This window comes from Roseateles sp. NT4 (genome assembly GCF_051857475.1).
Lineage (GTDB): Bacteria > Pseudomonadota > Gammaproteobacteria > Burkholderiales > Burkholderiaceae_C > Pelomonas.
The window spans coordinates 505,123-519,344 of the sequence record NZ_JBPZGZ010000003.1 but is presented as its reverse complement, the minus strand read 5'-3'; the positions used below and the strand labels follow the sequence as shown (position 1 = coordinate 519,344).

Below are 14,222 nucleotides of genomic sequence, written 5' to 3'. Positions count from 1 at the left end.
CCCCACAACAACAACACAGCCTGGAGCCACGATGGACCTGCGCAAGCTCAAAACCCTGATCGACCTGGTCTCGGAATCGAACATCTCCGAACTGGAAATCACCGAGGCCGACGGCAAGGTCCGCATCGTCAAGTCCGACCCGGCCGCCGCCGTGGCCATGCAGCCGGTCTACACCGCCGCTCCGGCCGCACCGGTCGTGCATGCCGCCGCTGCCGCTCCGATGGCCGCCGCTGCCGCCCCGGCCGCAACAGCGCCTGTCGAGACCGGCCACATCGTCAAGTCGCCCATGGTCGGCACCTTCTACCGTGCATCCAGCCCCAACGCCAAGCCTTTCGCCGACGTCGGCCAGCAGGTCAAGGAAGGCGAGGCCATCTGCATCATCGAGGCGATGAAGATCATGAACGAGATCGAGGCCGACAAGACCGGCACCATCACCAAGGTGATGTGCGAGAACGGCCAGGCCGTCGAGTTCGGACAGCCGCTGTTCGTGATCGAGTAAACAAGGACTTCCTGATGTTCAAGAAGGTCCTCATCGCCAACCGAGGCGAAATTGCATTGCGAATCCAGCGAGCTTGTCGCGAGCTGGGTATCAAGTCCGTCGTCGTCTATTCCGAGGCCGACCGGGACGCCAAATACGTGCGACTGGCCGACGAGGCCGTCTGCATCGGCCCCGCACCGTCGGCGCAGAGCTATCTCAGCATGCCGGCCATCATCGCGACAGCCGAGGTCACCGACGCTGAGGCCATCCACCCCGGCTACGGCTTCCTAAGCGAGAACGCCGACTTTGCCGAGCGCGTCGAGCGCAGCGGCTTCACCTTCATCGGCCCGACGCCCGAGTCCATTCGCATGATGGGTGACAAGGTCTCGGCCAAGCAGGCCATGATCCGCGCCGGCGTGCCCTGCGTGCCGGGCTCCGAAGGCGCCCTGCCGGAAGACCCCAAGGAGATCATCAAGATCGCCCGTTCGGTGGGCTATCCGGTCATCATCAAGGCGGCCGGCGGCGGTGGCGGGCGCGGCATGCGCGTCGTCCACACCGAGGCGGCCCTGGTGCACGCCGTGCAGACGACGCGCGCCGAAGCGGGTGCCGCCTTCGGCAACCCCGAGGTCTACATGGAGAAGTTCCTCGAGAACCCGCGCCATGTGGAAATCCAGATCCTGGCCGACACCTTCAAGAACGCCGTCTGGCTGGGCGAGCGCGACTGCTCGATGCAGCGCCGCCACCAGAAGATCATCGAGGAAGCGCCGGCTCCCGGCATCCCCCGCCGCAACATCGAGAAGGTGGGCGACCGCTGTGCCGCCGCCTGCAAGAAGATGGGCTACCGCGGCGCCGGCACCTTCGAGTTCCTGTACGAGAACGGCGAGTTCTACTTCATCGAGATGAACACCCGCGTGCAGGTGGAGCACCCGGTGACGGAACTGGTCACAGGCATCGACATCGTGCAGCAGCAGATCAAGATCGCCGCCGGCGAGAAGCTGCCCTTCACGCAGCGCCAGATCGAGATGCGCGGCCACGCCATCGAGTGCCGCATCAACGCCGAAGACCCGGTCAAGTTCGTGCCCTCGCCCGGCCGCATCACGATGTGGCATGCGCCTGGTGGCCCCGGCGTGCGTGTGGACTCGCATGCCTACACGAACTACTTCGTGCCGCCCAACTACGACTCCATGATCGGCAAGATCATCGTCCACGGCGACACGCGCGAGCAGGCCCTGGCCCGCATGCGCATCGCGCTGAGCGAGACGGTGGTCGAAGGCATCCAGACCAACATCCCGCTGCACCGCGAGCTGATGGCGGATGCCAAGTTCATCGAGGGCGGAACGTCCATCCATTACCTCGAAGGTTGGATGGCTGCACACAAGCGATGAAGGCGGCGGCAGTCGCGGGACAATAGGCGCATGAGTCACTTGTTTGAACTTGCGCTGGTCTGCCGCGAGGCCGACGTCGAGACCGTCAGCGATGCGCTGATGGAGATCGACGCCCTCGCCGTGTCCGTTGAAGACGCCGATGCCGACACCGATGCCGAGCACGCCCTGTTCGGCGAGCCCGGCATGCCGGCCCCCAAGGCGGGCTGGGAACGCTCGGTCGTCAAGGCCCTCTTCCCCAGCGAACCCGAAGCCACCGAGGCCGCCACCCTGCTGCTGGCCCAGGACTGGGCCGCCGACGTCCATGTGCAGGCCATCCAGGCCGTGCCCGAGCAGGACTGGGTGCGCCTGACGCAGAGCCAGTTCGCGCCGGTCGAGATCACGCCCGAGTTCTGGATCGTGCCGAGCTGGCACCAGGCGCCGCCGCAGGCCCGGCGCGTCATGCGCCTGGACCCCGGCCTGGCCTTCGGCACTGGCACGCATCCGACGACGCGCATGTGCCTGCGCTGGATCGCCACCCATGCTCAAGCGTGGCCGCGGGTGCTCGACTACGGCTGCGGCTCCGGCATCCTCGCCATCGGCGCGGCCCTGCACGGCGCCCACGACATCGACGCCGTCGACATCGATCCTGCCGCCATCACCTCGTCGCGCGACAACGCGTCGGCCAATGGCGTCACGCTGAACCCCGGTCTGCCCGAACGGGCCAACGGCGAATACCCGCTGGTCATCGCCAACATCCTGGCCACGCCGCTGAAGCTGCTCGCGCCCCTGCTCTGCGCCCATGTCGCGCCGGGTGGCAACCTCATCCTGGCCGGCATCCTGAGCCGCCAGGCCGACGAGCTGAAGGCCGCCTATGCACCCTGGCTGGCCCTCGAAGTCAGCGACGAAGAAGAGGGCTGGATCCTGATGACGGCCCGACGCGCTGCATGAGCGAAGTGCCGGGCCGCCCCAAACAAGCTCGCTCCCGCCTGGCGGGACAGGCCGCAGGCCGAAGGGTGCACCAATGAGCCTCGCAACGCGCTGCACCGCCTGCGGCACGATCTTCAGGATCGTTGAGGATCAGCTGCGCGTGTCCGACGGCTGGGTGCGCTGCGGCCGTTGCGCTGAGATCTTCGACGCACGCGAACTGCTGTTCGACATCGAACGGGAGGCACCGCCGCCGTGGCCGGTGCAGTACGCGCCGGCCGCGATCGCGCCCGAACCCGAACCCGAGCCGCTGCCGCCTCCCCCGCCGCCGCCTCCTCCTCCTCCGGCACCGGTCTACACCCCGCCGCCGGACTGGATGCCGCCACCCGAGCCCGAGGCGCGTAGCGAGGCCTTGCCTACCGGCTGGCCGACGGAGTACGGCCGCCAGGAGCCCAGGCCCGAACCGCGTTGGATGGACCAGGAGAGCGCCGCCGAACCGGTGGCCGAACCCGAGCCCATGGTGGCTCGCGATCCCGACCCCGAGCCGTCGGCGGCCGAGATGGCGCCCATCACCGCCGAGCCGGCCGAACGGCCTGGCAAGCCGGTCAAGCCCGCCAAGGCCAAGAAGGCCGCAAAGTCCGCCGACACCCCGGTTCCCGAGTTCATGCGCCAGGCCCAGAGCACGGCACGCTGGAATCGCCCCGCCGTGCGCGCAGCCCTGGGTGCCGCGTCCGTCGTGCTTGCCGCCTTGCTGGTGTTGCAGGTCATGCTGCACTTCCGTGACGCGATTGCCGCCCTGCATCCGCCGCTGCGCGACTCGCTGAAGGCGCTGTGCAGCAGCGCAGGCTGCGAGATCAAGCCCTGGCGGCGCATCGATGCCCTCAGCATCGAGTCGACCGCGTTGAGCCCGATCGGCACCGGCAGCTACAAGCTCAGCCTGTCGCTGCGCAACAAGACCGGCGTGGATGTCGCAGCGCCTTGGGTGGAGTTGAGTCTCACCGACGCCAATGGTGCCCCCTTCTCGCGCCGCGTCCTTGGCCCCGAGACCCTGACCCCTGCACTGACCCAGCTCAACGCCGAATCGGAGCAGGGCCTGAGCCTGGTGTTCAGCACCGGCGGGCAGAAGGTCAGCGGCTACAGCGTCAACATCTTCTACCCCTGAAAGCGGGCACGGGCGCTACGCAACCCGCCAGGGGAAAGGCGCAGAGACCGTGCGAGTCCCCGAGACTTGAGCGATGGATCCGACGTCAAGCGTCTGGACGGCACGCGCTGTCGTGCTGCGAGGAGAGAGGCAAGGAGTCTGCGCCCAAGAAGACTCTAGGCCACGTTCCGCGGAGCTCCTGTAGGACCACGACGCATCGCCCGCATCAGCTGTCAGCGGATGCATCCGCGCCCCGACATGAGGCCCAATAAAAAACCCGGCACCGATTGCTCGGGCCGGGTTGGACTGGATCACCGGGATCCGGGTGGATGAACCACCCGGCGGTGAGTCAGCGTATCGCCTGATTAGGGCTTGTTGCCGGTCGGGAAGGGCCAGGCAGCTTGCGGGCTCAGAGCCGTCTTGGCGGCAGGAGCGGGCGCAGCAGCGGCAGGCTTGGCAGCAGGGGCAGGCTTGGCGGCAGCCTTCTTCGGAGCAGCGGCCTTCTTGGCAGCAGGCTTCGCGGCGGGCTTGGCGGCAGCCTTCTTGGGCGCAGCAGCCTTCTTGGGCGCAGCAGCCTTCTTGGCCGGAGCAGCCTTCTTGGCCGGAGCGGCCTTCTTGGCCGGAGCAGCCTTCTTGGCCGGAGCGGCCTTCTTCGCCGGAGCAGCCTTCTTGGCCGGAGCGGCCTTCTTCGCCGGGGCGGCCTTCTTGGCCGGAGCGGCCTTCTTCGCCGGAGCAGCCTTCTTCGCCGGAGCGGCCTTCTTGGCCGGAGCGGCCTTCTTCGCCGGAGCGGCCTTCTTCGCCGGAGCAGCCTTCTTCGCCGGCGTCTTCTTGGCCGGAGCGGCCTTCTTCGCCGGCGCGGCCTTCTTGGCCGGAGCGGCCTTCTTCGCCGGGGCAGCCTTCTTGGCGGCGGCCTTCTTCGGTGCGGCCTTAGCCGGGGTCTTTGCAGTTGCCATGGTTTTCTCCTTGATCAAGTGGAAAAGACGCCGTCCCACACGGACCGGTCCGTGCAGATACGGCTATTCACCGTCCGAGAGTCGCTCAGGAGGAACGCCTCGGTACGGTGAATGGGATCGCCATGCAGCCCCGCCACCTCGAGGGTGTTGATGCGGGTTTCGCTCGGTGACTGCATTGGCCAGGTCTTGATCGGGTTGCGGCTGGGGTTCAGTCCCAGCTCAGGGCCCCGCCCGATTGATATTCGATGACGCGCGTCTCGAAGAAGTTGCGTTCCTTCTTCAAGTCGATCATCTCGGACATCCAGGGGAAGGGGTTTTCTTCGTTCGGGAACAGGGCTTCGAGGCCGATCTGCACCGCACGGCGGTTGGCGATGAAGCGCAGATAGCCCTTGAACATGGAAGCGTTGAGGCCCAGCACGCCGCGCGGCATGGTGTCCTCGGCGTAGCGGTATTCGAGCTCGACGGCCTTCAGGAACAGCGCCTTGATCTCGGCCTTGAACTCGGCCGTCCACAGGTGCGGGTTCTCCAACTTGATCTGGTTGATCAGGTCGATGCCGAAATTGCAGTGCATGGACTCGTCGCGCAGGATGTACTGGTACTGCTCGGCAGCACCGGTCATCTTGTTCTGGCGGCCCATGGCCAGGATCTGCGTGAAGCCGACGTAGAAGAACATGCCTTCCATCAGGCAGGCGAAGACGATCAGACTCTTCAGCAGGGTCTGGTCGTTCTCGGGCGTGCCGGTGTTGAAGTTCGGGTCCATGATCGCGCCGATGAAGGGGATCAGGAACTCGTCCTTGTCACGGATGGATTGAACTTCGTTGTAGGCGTTGAAGATCTCGCTCTCATCCAGGCCCAGGCTTTCAACGATGTATTGATAGGCGTGGGTGTGGATGGCTTCTTCAAAGGCCTGACGCAGCAGGAACTGGCGAGCCTCGGGCGCCGTGATGTGGCGGTAGGTACCCAGCACGATGTTGTTGGCGGCCAGCGAGTCGGCGGTGACAAAGAAGCCGAGGTTGCGCTTGATGATGCGACGCTCGTCTTCGGTCAGGCCGTTGGGGTCCTTCCAGAGCGCGATGTCGCGGCTCATGTTCACTTCCTGCGGCATCCAGTGATTGGCGCAGGTGGCGAGGTACTTCTCCCAGGCCCACTTGTACTTGAACGGCACCAGCTGATTGACGTCGGTCTGGCCGTTGATGATGCGCTTGTCAGCGGCCTTCACACGACGTGCCGTCGTGGACTCACCGGACAGTTGGGGAGAGGGCATCGAGACGCTGGATGCTTCGCGCAGAGACGCCGAAGCGTGCGTCGCCGAAGGCATGGCCGCGAGAGGTTTCGCGGTGGGGGTATCAGTGGACTTCAGGTCTTCGTCCCAATCCAGCATGGTGTGCTTCCTATCACTTCGAATTATCCGCAGTGCTTGTGCAAATCAACAAGAACCAGCAACTGCTATTTGCATCATTCGCGCAAAGTTTGTTGCGCGACGACATCGAAAACACGCAGTGCGAACTTGTCTATACAAGTTCGCACTGCCGCTTCGATTACTGGCAGGCCTCGCAACCGGGGTCGTCGATGGCGCAGAACTTCATGTCGGTGGCCGGCAGTTCCGGCTCGACGACAGCGACCGGCGCAGCCGGTGCAGCCATCACCGGCGCGGCACCGGACGACACCGCGTTGAGCTGACCGGAGCGCGTTACCGTGCTCTTCTCGGCCTGCGTCGCGCTGATGGTGCGCAGGTAGTAGGTCGTCTTCAGGCCGCGGCTCCAGGCCAGCTTGTAGGTCTCATCGAGCTTCTTGCCCGATGCGCCGGCCATGTAGATGTTCAGGCTCTGCGCCTGGTCGATCCACTTCTGGCGACGCGCGCCGGCTTCGATCAGCCAGACGGTGTCGACTTCGAAGGCCGTGGCGTACAGCGCCTTGATGTCCTCGGGCACGCGGTCGATGCGGCGCAGCGAGCCGTCGAAGTGCTTGAGGTCCATGACCATCACGTCGTCCCACAGGCCCAGAGCCTTGAGGTCGCGCACCAGCGATTCGTTGATGACGGTGAACTCGCCGGACAGATTGGACTTGACCGACAGGTTGCCGAAGCAAGGCTCGATCGAAGCGTCCACGCCGATGATGTTGGAGATGGTCGCCGTCGGTGCGATGGCCACGCAGTTGCTATTGCGCATGCCGAACTTGCCGATGCGGCCGCGCAGCGCGTCCCAGTCCAGCGTCGTCGAGCGATCGACGTCGACGTAGCCGCCACGGGCTTCGGCCAGCAGGTCGAGCGAGTCGATCGGCAGGATGCCGCGGTCCCACAGCGAGCCCTTGTACGACGAATAGCGGCCACGCTCTTCGGCCAGTTCCGTCGAGGCCCAGTAGGCGTGATAGCAGACGGCTTCCATCGAGCGGTCGGCGAATTCGACGGCAGCTTCAGAGGCGTAGGGCGTGCGCAGCTGGTACAGCGCGTCCTGGAAGCCCATGATGCCCAGGCCGACCGGACGGTGGCGCAGGTTGGAGTCACGCGCCTTCTTGACGGCGTAGTAGTTGATGTCGATGACGTTGTCGAGCATGCGCATGGCCGTGCGCGTCGTCTTCTTCAGCTTGACCTGGTCGATCTGGCCATCCTTGATGTGCTGGGCCAGGTTGACGGAGCCAAGGTTGCAGACGGCAATCTCGCTGTCGTTGGTGTTCAGCGTGATCTCGGTGCACAGATTGGACGAGTGCACCACGCCGACGTGCTGCTGCGGGCTGCGCACATTGCAGGCGTCCTTGAACGTGATCCAGGGGTGACCCGTCTCGAACAGCATCGACAGCATCTTGCGCCACAGGTCCTTGGCCGGCATGCGCTTGAAGAGCTTGAGCTCGCCGCGATCAACCTTGTTCTCGTAGCCGACATAGGCTTCTTCGAAGGCCTTGCCGAACTTGTCGTGCAGGTCCGGGCAGGTCGAGGGGCTGAAAAGCGTCCAGTGGCCACCGTCCATCACGCGCTTCATGAACAGGTCGGGAATCCAGTTCGCCGTGTTCATGTCGTGGGTGCGGCGGCGGTCGTCGCCGGTGTTCTTGCGCAGGTCCAGGAACTCTTCGATGTCCAGGTGCCAGGTTTCCAGATAGGCGCAGACGGCGCCCTTGCGCTTGCCGCCCTGGTTGACGGCGACGGCCGTGTCGTTGACGACCTTCAGGAAGGGCACGACGCCTTGCGACTTGCCGTTGGTGCCCTTGATGTGCGAACCCAGGGCGCGCACCGGGGTCCAGTCATTGCCCAGGCCGCCGGCGAACTTGCTCAGCAGCGCGTTTTCCTTCAGCGCCTCGTAGATGCCGTCGAGGTCGTCGCTGACGGTGGTCAGGTAGCAGCTGGACAGCTGCGAGCGGCGCGTGCCGGAGTTGAACAGCGTCGGCGTGCTCGACATGAAGTCGAAGCTCGACAGCACTTCATAGAACTCGATGGCGCGGGCTTCGCGGTCGATCTCGCCCAGGGCCAAGCCCATGGCGACGCGCATGAAGAAGGCCTGCGGCATCTCGATGCGCACGTCTTCGATGTGCAGGAAGTAGCGGTCGTACAGAGTCTGCAGGCCGAGGTAGTCGAACTGCAGGTCGCGTTCGGCCTTCAGCGCGGCGCCCAGCTTGGCCAGGTCGTACTGGCCCAGCTTTTCGTCCAGCAACTCGGCGGCGATGCCCTTCTTGATATAGCCAGGGAAGTACTCGGCATAGCGGGTCTGCATCTCGCCTTGCGTGACTTCACCACCGATGATTTCGCGGCGGATGGTGTGCAGCAGCAGGCGGGCGGTGGCGCGGCTGTAGCCGGGGTCCTTCTCGATCAGCGTGCGGGCGGCCAGGATGGCGGCCTTGTAGACCTCGTCGATGGCGACACCGTCATACAGATTGCGCTGGGTCTCGGCCAGCACGGGGTCGGGCTTGACGTCGGCGCCGAGGTTTTCGCAGGCCGAGGCGATCAGCGATTTCAGCGCGCCGAGGTCCAGCGGGCGGCGCTCGCCGCGGTCCACCACCATCAGCTGCGGCTCGGCGGCGCGCGTGGCTTCACCCTGGGCGGCCCGCTCCTGGGTGCGGCGCTCGCGGTAGAGCACATAGGCGCGGGCCACGTCGTGCTGGCCGCTGCGCATCAGGCCCAGCTCGACCTGATCCTGCACATCTTCGATATGGAAGGTGCCGCCGCTCGGACGCGAGCGCAGCAGGGCGCGCACGACGTTCTGGGTCAGCTGTTCCACCGTCTCACGCACGCTGGCCGAAGCCGCGCCGCTGGTGCCATGCACGGCCAGGAAGGCCTTCATCAGCGCCACCGCGATCTTGCTCGGCTCGAACGAGACCACGGCGCCATTGCGGCGAATGATCTGGTAGGCCTGGTAGGTCGACAGCGTGGGCTGGGTGGCGGCTGCGGTCGCGTCGGATTCAAACGCGACCGGAACGGCGGTGGCCGTGGCCTGGCCGGAGACGGCTTGTTGCATGAGGGAATCCTTTATCGAAAAACTGCAAAACGATGCGCGGCTTCCACCCGGGGGCGGGCCTTCGCATCGTGGGGGGCTTCTAAAGAGGTGTTTCGTCCCTGCCGATCCATGACGTGGCCGGCTTGGCGGCACGTCTCCCTGGTGTGTTGCTGCGGGCCACGGGCCTCGGCAAACAGCGCGTCCAGGAAGATGGTCATGGGGGGTCGACTGGGTCAGCAGGATAGCACGAGAGACCACTATATATGTGGCACCCTCCCCCCTCAAGCCACTAGGGATAGTGTGAAACCCCGGGTCACCCTTTTCCTCAAAACTGAGGAGTCAAGCGTCTTTCCCCGATCAATACGGCACTCAGCGCGAGCAACCCGCGTCGGCATTGAGGATGCGGGCCGAAACTGCTCGCGAGGCCGCGCCGATGCAGCGTTTGCGATGCATCGGCAGGCTGCGCGAAACGCGCCGCCAGGTATTCAAGCAGGGCAAATCCCGAGGGCTTGATTCATATGAATTGCGGGCCGAGCGCCGGGCCGCTCCCTAGCCGGCCCGCCTTGGGCGATGTGCTAGCGGCTCAACGCCGCTGGCATCGCCGCCCCCTCGGGGGACCGGCCAGGCTCGCGCGCGTTCAGCGCCGCGAGACTGGACGAGGGGTCAACTGTCACCGGCCGAGATCGCCAGCCGCGCCATGCGATAGCGGATCTGGCGCAGCGACAGACCCAGGCTGGCCGCCGCCGCCGTTCGATTGAAGCGGTGCAACTCCAGCGCGCGCAGCAGGATGGCCCGCTCGACCTCGTCGAGATAACGCGCGAGGTCCGATGGCAGTTCCTCGGGCAGGGACACACCCTCGGCCACCGGCACCGCCTCGACGGGCACGTCCAGCGCGCTGAACTGCGACTCGTTGCGCCCCTCGTCCAGCAGCGTGTCGGGTAGACCCAGATCATCGGCATCGATCCACTCGCCGCCCGCCAGGGCCAGCGCGCGGTGCAACAAGTTCTCCAGCTCACGCACATTGCCGGGGAAGGCATAGCGCGACAAGGTCTGCAGCGCGCCTGCTGTCAGCCGGGGCGCGGGTGACACACCAGCATCCTGGGCGATGCGGGTCAGCACCCGCGTGCTGATGAGGCCCAGATCCCCCAGCCGTTCGCGCAGCGGCGGCACGCGGATCTGGATGACGTTAAGGCGGTAGAACAAGTCCTGGCGGAAGCGCCCGGCCGCGACTTCGGCGGACAGGTCCTTGTGCGTCGCGCTGAGGATGCGCACATTGATGGGGCTCTCCGCCGTGGCACCCACCGGCCGCACCGAGCGCTCCTGGATGACGCGCAGCAGCTTGCTCTGCATGGCCAGGGGCAGATCGCCGATCTCGTCAAGGAATAGCGTGCCGCCATCGGCGACCTGGAAGAAGCCCTCGCGGTCCTCGTTGGCGCCGGTGAAGGCGCCCTTGCGGTAGCCGAAGAACTCAGCCTCCAGCAGGTTCTCTGGAATGGCGCCGCAGTTGACAGCGACGAAGCGATGCTCGGCCCGCACGCCATGGTCGTGGATGGCCCTTGCGACCAGCTCCTTGCCGGTGCCGGACTCACCCTGCACCAGCACCGGCGCCATGCTGCGCGCGACCTTGTCGATCAGGGCCCGCACTGCACGGATGGCCGTCGACTCGCCCACCAGGCGCAGCGCGGTTGCGGGTCCGGCGGCGGGCGCAGGCGCCTCGGCCACGGGGATGGGCTCGGGCAGCACGCGGCCCAGGGCCGAACCGACGACCAGGCGGAACTGACGCAGGTCCACCGGCTTGGTCAGATAGTCGAAGGCCCCCGCCTTCAGCGCCTCGACCGCGTTCTCTGCCGAACCGAAAGCGGTGATGACGATGGCCTTTTCCGTGCGCCCCGCCTGCTCCAGCCAGCGCAGCAGGGCCAGGCCCGAACCGTCGGGCAGCTTCATGTCGGTGATGACGGCGCTGTAGGTCTCGGCCTGCAGATGCTCCAGAGCCTCGGACACCGAACCGGCGCTGTCGATCTCATAGCCCTCGCGCAGCAGGGTCAGCTCATAGAGCGTGCGCAGGTCGGGTTCGTCGTCGACGACCAACAGGCGAGCAGGCGTTGTACTCATGCGGATGGAGGCGTACGCAGGCGCACGCAGAACTCGTTGGCCGCCACGTGGGCGGCGCGGCGGTAGTCGATGTGGGCACCATGGCGCTCACACAGCTCGCGGCAAATATAGAGGCCCAGGCCTGAACCGCGGCTGCGCGTCGAGAAGAAAGGCTCGAAGAGATGGCGCTCGATCTCGGGCGGCACCGGCGGCCCAGCACTGCGCACGACCAGATTGAGCGCCTCGCCGTCGCGGTCCAGCGCGACGCCAATGGCCCCGGCGCCCGGCTCGGCATGTCGGTGGGCGTTGTCCAGCAGATTGACGAGAACGCGGCGCAGATGCTCGGCGTCAAAGAGACCCAGCAGCCCCGCCTCGGCGATCTGCAGCCTGAAGCGGCTGTGCTCACCCGGCCGCACATCGTTGACCCGGGTCCACTCGCTGCAGGTCTGCTGCACGATGGCGCCGACGTCCAGGGCCTGGGTGTCGGGCTGCACACCGGGCGCCAGCTCGCTGACATCGTCCACCAGGCGCTTGAGCCTTTGCACATTGGAGGCCACCATGCGCGTCAACTGCTCGGCCCGCATGCCGGCCACGTCCTCGGCGATCAGCGCATTCGCCTGGGCGATGGCGGCAAGCGGGTTGCGGATCTCGTGCGCAATGCCCGCCGACACCCGGCCCATGGCAGCCAGCTTCTCCTGGCGGGTGCGCGCCAGCAGCTCGCGGTTGTCTTCGACGAAGAGCACGCACAGCTCCTCGCTGCCCTCGCGCTGGCGCGTGAAACGCAGCCGCAGCCGCAAGCTGCGCGTGGCGCCGTTGTCCAGGGCCAGGGTCACATCGAGCTCGGCGCCGGCACCGCCCGCATAGGCCTGCTCCAGCGCCTGGACCAGCGGCTGCCAGTCGACGCGGCCGCGCAGCTGCCAGCTGAGTTCGCCATCGGCCGCGCCGAGCAAAGCATGCGCCGCCGGGTTCATCGCCCGCACGCGGCCGCGCCGGTCGACGACGAGCACGCCCTCCTGCATCTCGTCGATGACGAGGCGGTTCAACTGCTCCTGCTGGCGCGCCAACGCCAGGCTGCCGCGCGCCGCCTTCTCCTCACGAGCCAGGCGGGCGCTGAGCTCGCCGGCCAGCAAGCTGACGGCGAACAAGCCGCTGCCGACCAGGCCGGCCTGGGTCGTCTTGAGGCCCACGTCCAGGCCCGCCAGCCAGGACCAGCCCGCGGCGCCCAGCAAGCCCAGCGTGGCCATGGCGGCGGTCGCCAGCGCCAGCAGACGCGGGCTGAGCACGGCGGCCATCAGCACTGGCATCACAAAGAGGGCGCCGTAGTTCACACCGCTCGGGTCCAGGGCATGCAGCACGCCAAACAGCAGCAGGTCGACGCCGATGGCGCTCCACCAATGCGGGCTGCTGATGCGCGCCAGGCTGCGCGCGGACGCACCGCGCCGCAACTGCGGCAGCAGCCAGAGCGCCAGCGCCGCCAGGGCATAGGAGACGCTCAAGGCCAGCGTCGAGCGCGCGGGCGTCGTGCCCAGGATGGCGGAGATCAGTTGGGCGGCCACCAGGGCCAGGCCCAGCGCTGCCCGCGCCGACAGGAAGGCGCGGTAAAGGCGGTCGAACGAGGCGCTGGCCTCGGCTGGCGGCTCCGCCGACGGCTGCTCGACGAACCAGCTTCCCGCGACGGCCACCTTCAGGCCTGGCCCCCGCGGGCCTCGAAACTGCTGCGATGCGCGGCGCTGCAGAACACGCCGCCCTTGCCCGGCAGGGCCTCGTCGGCCGGCAGATGCATGCCGCATTCAGCGCAGCTCAGCATGGCCTGTGGCGCGGCGGGCTGCTGGGGCTTGCGTGCCTCGGGCTCGCTCGGACGCCCCCGTCGGGCACCCAGCACGAAGAAGAGCACGCCCAGGCCGATCAGCAGCAACAGGTATTTCATGCCCCACCTCCGCTGGCACCGCGCTGCAGGATGACCTCGAGCACGAAGCGCGAACCGGCATAGGACAGCAGCAGCAGGGCCGCGCCGGCGTACAGCCAGCGCGTCGCGCGCCTGCCGCGCCAGCCGTAGATGCGCCGACCGACCAACAGGCCGGTCAGCACCAGCCAGCCCAGCACCGCCAGCAGATTTTTGTGGTCCCAGCGCCAGTGCGGCGTGAACCACCAACCGAGCAGGATGGCCAGGGACAGCACGCCGACGCCGGCGGCGACGAACTGGAAGGTCAGCCGCTCAAGTCGCAGCAGCGGCAGGCCCGCTGGCGTCGACTGTTTGCGGCGCAACTGCGACTCGGCGCGGTTCATCAGCGCCGCATGCAGCACTGCGACGCCGAACAGCCCGTAGGACGCCAGGCCCAGCACCCAGTGCAGCGGCGCCCAGGGCGAGGCGGCCGTCGGCCGGCTCTCACCCGGAAAGCCCCAGGCCAGCAACACGGCCGCCGCTGCCAGCCAGGCCAGCACGCGGCGCACGCTGTGCAGGGGCAGGAAGCGGCTTTCAACCAGATAGACCGTCAGCACCAGCCAGGCCGTCATCGACAGGGCCGGCGCGAAGCCGAAGCGCGCGCCGGGCTCGGCCAGGCCGTAGCCACTGATATCTATATAGAGGGCGACGAACTGGGCCGTCCAGGCCAGGGCCATGGGCGGCACGGAGCGCAGCGGCCGGCGCACGGCCGCATCGGCATCGCCCGCGCGCGAACGCAACAGGCCGACCCAGATATAGCCCAGCAAGGCCAGCACGCTGGCCACCGCCAGTGCAGGGCCCGGCCCGACGGCGCCGACCGTGGCGGCGTCTCCAAGAGGGGCGGGCGATAAACTCATGGCTGCAGTGTACTTTTGGGTTCCGCGCGTTCTGCCGGACTTCCCTCCCCT

General features: G+C 67.0%; 12 protein-coding genes. 4 read left to right on the top strand and 8 right to left on the bottom strand.

The features are described from left to right. The first annotated feature begins 31 nt into the window (after positions 1-31). From accB to ACS5PN_RS21300, 4 genes are all read left to right on the top strand, one after another. The gene (accB, locus tag ACS5PN_RS21315; RefSeq protein ID WP_439466017.1) at positions 32-499 is read left to right on the top strand and encodes an acetyl-CoA carboxylase biotin carboxyl carrier protein; all 468 of its coding nucleotides are present in this window, start codon (positions 32-34) and stop codon (positions 497-499) included. 14 nt (positions 500-513) lie between these two features. Beyond that, positions 514-1,863, top strand: a complete 1,350-nt coding sequence (accC, locus tag ACS5PN_RS21310) for an acetyl-CoA carboxylase biotin carboxylase subunit (RefSeq protein ID WP_439466016.1) — start codon at positions 514-516, stop codon at positions 1,861-1,863. A 39-nt stretch (positions 1,864-1,902) separates the two neighbouring features. Continuing rightward, the gene (gene prmA / locus ACS5PN_RS21305; RefSeq protein WP_439466388.1) at positions 1,903-2,790 is read left to right on the top strand and encodes a 50S ribosomal protein L11 methyltransferase; all 888 of its coding nucleotides are present in this window, start codon (positions 1,903-1,905) and stop codon (positions 2,788-2,790) included. Between the two features lie 73 nt (positions 2,791-2,863). Continuing rightward, positions 2,864-3,928, top strand: a complete 1,065-nt coding sequence (locus ACS5PN_RS21300) for a DUF3426 domain-containing protein (protein ID WP_439466015.1) — start codon at positions 2,864-2,866, stop codon at positions 3,926-3,928. A 344-nt stretch (positions 3,929-4,272) separates the two neighbouring features. On the opposite strand, the gene ACS5PN_RS21295 is transcribed toward ACS5PN_RS21300, so the two are convergent. The 8 genes from ACS5PN_RS21295 to ACS5PN_RS21260 form a co-directional block, all read right to left on the bottom strand. Continuing rightward, on the bottom strand, positions 4,273-4,860 hold the full coding sequence (locus ACS5PN_RS21295; protein WP_439466014.1) for a histone: 588 nt from the start codon (positions 4,858-4,860) through the stop codon (positions 4,273-4,275). A gap of 208 nt (positions 4,861-5,068) precedes the next feature. Next, positions 5,069-6,241 (bottom strand): ribonucleotide-diphosphate reductase subunit beta, encoded by a 1,173-nt coding sequence (locus ACS5PN_RS21290; protein WP_439466013.1) that lies wholly within the window; start codon positions 6,239-6,241, stop codon positions 5,069-5,071. A gap of 157 nt (positions 6,242-6,398) precedes the next feature. Further along, the gene (locus ACS5PN_RS21285) at positions 6,399-9,302 is read right to left on the bottom strand and encodes a ribonucleoside-diphosphate reductase subunit alpha (protein WP_439466012.1); all 2,904 of its coding nucleotides are present in this window, start codon (positions 9,300-9,302) and stop codon (positions 6,399-6,401) included. An 11-nt stretch (positions 9,303-9,313) separates the two neighbouring features. Continuing rightward, complete coding sequence (locus tag ACS5PN_RS21280) at positions 9,314-9,499, bottom strand: hypothetical protein (protein WP_439466011.1); 186 nt, start codon at positions 9,497-9,499, stop codon at positions 9,314-9,316. A gap of 445 nt (positions 9,500-9,944) precedes the next feature. Next, a complete protein-coding gene (locus ACS5PN_RS21275; protein WP_439466010.1) occupies positions 9,945-11,393 on the bottom strand; it encodes a sigma-54-dependent transcriptional regulator in 1,449 nt (482 codons plus the stop codon). Further along, on the bottom strand, positions 11,390-13,054 hold the full coding sequence (locus ACS5PN_RS21270; RefSeq protein WP_439466009.1) for a sensor histidine kinase: 1,665 nt from the start codon (positions 13,052-13,054) through the stop codon (positions 11,390-11,392). The genes ACS5PN_RS21275 and ACS5PN_RS21270 overlap by 4 nt, the downstream gene beginning before the upstream one ends. Positions 13,055-13,056: 2 nt before the next feature. Continuing rightward, positions 13,057-13,299, bottom strand: coding sequence for a PP0621 family protein (locus tag ACS5PN_RS21265; RefSeq protein ID WP_439466008.1), 243 nt, complete (start codon positions 13,297-13,299; stop codon positions 13,057-13,059). Continuing rightward, complete coding sequence (locus ACS5PN_RS21260; RefSeq protein WP_439466007.1) at positions 13,296-14,171, bottom strand: cytochrome C assembly family protein; 876 nt, start codon at positions 14,169-14,171, stop codon at positions 13,296-13,298. The genes ACS5PN_RS21265 and ACS5PN_RS21260 overlap by 4 nt, the downstream gene beginning before the upstream one ends. Positions 14,172-14,222: the final 51 nt, after the last annotated feature.

What these genes read in the sequence shown, in the direction of transcription:
- accB (WP_439466017.1), top strand. Translation starts at nt 32, where the DNA reads ATGGACCTGCGCAAGCTCAAAACCCTGATCGACCTGGTCTCGGAATCG.
- accC (WP_439466016.1), top strand. Translation starts at nt 514, where the DNA reads ATGTTCAAGAAGGTCCTCATCGCCAACCGAGGCGAAATTGCATTGCGA.
- ACS5PN_RS21300 (WP_439466015.1), top strand. Translation starts at nt 2,864, where the DNA reads ATGAGCCTCGCAACGCGCTGCACCGCCTGCGGCACGATCTTCAGGATC.
- ACS5PN_RS21295 (WP_439466014.1), bottom strand. Translation starts at nt 4,860, where the DNA reads ATGGCAACTGCAAAGACCCCGGCTAAGGCCGCACCGAAGAAGGCCGCC.
- ACS5PN_RS21290 (WP_439466013.1), bottom strand. Translation starts at nt 6,241, where the DNA reads ATGCTGGATTGGGACGAAGACCTGAAGTCCACTGATACCCCCACCGCG.
- ACS5PN_RS21285 (WP_439466012.1), bottom strand. Translation starts at nt 9,302, where the DNA reads ATGCAACAAGCCGTCTCCGGCCAGGCCACGGCCACCGCCGTTCCGGTC.
- ACS5PN_RS21280 (WP_439466011.1), bottom strand. Translation starts at nt 9,499, where the DNA reads ATGACCATCTTCCTGGACGCGCTGTTTGCCGAGGCCCGTGGCCCGCAG.
- ACS5PN_RS21275 (WP_439466010.1), bottom strand. Translation starts at nt 11,393, where the DNA reads ATGAGTACAACGCCTGCTCGCCTGTTGGTCGTCGACGACGAACCCGAC.
- ACS5PN_RS21265 (WP_439466008.1), bottom strand. Translation starts at nt 13,299, where the DNA reads ATGAAATACCTGTTGCTGCTGATCGGCCTGGGCGTGCTCTTCTTCGTG.
- ACS5PN_RS21260 (WP_439466007.1), bottom strand. Translation starts at nt 14,171, where the DNA reads ATGAGTTTATCGCCCGCCCCTCTTGGAGACGCCGCCACGGTCGGCGCC.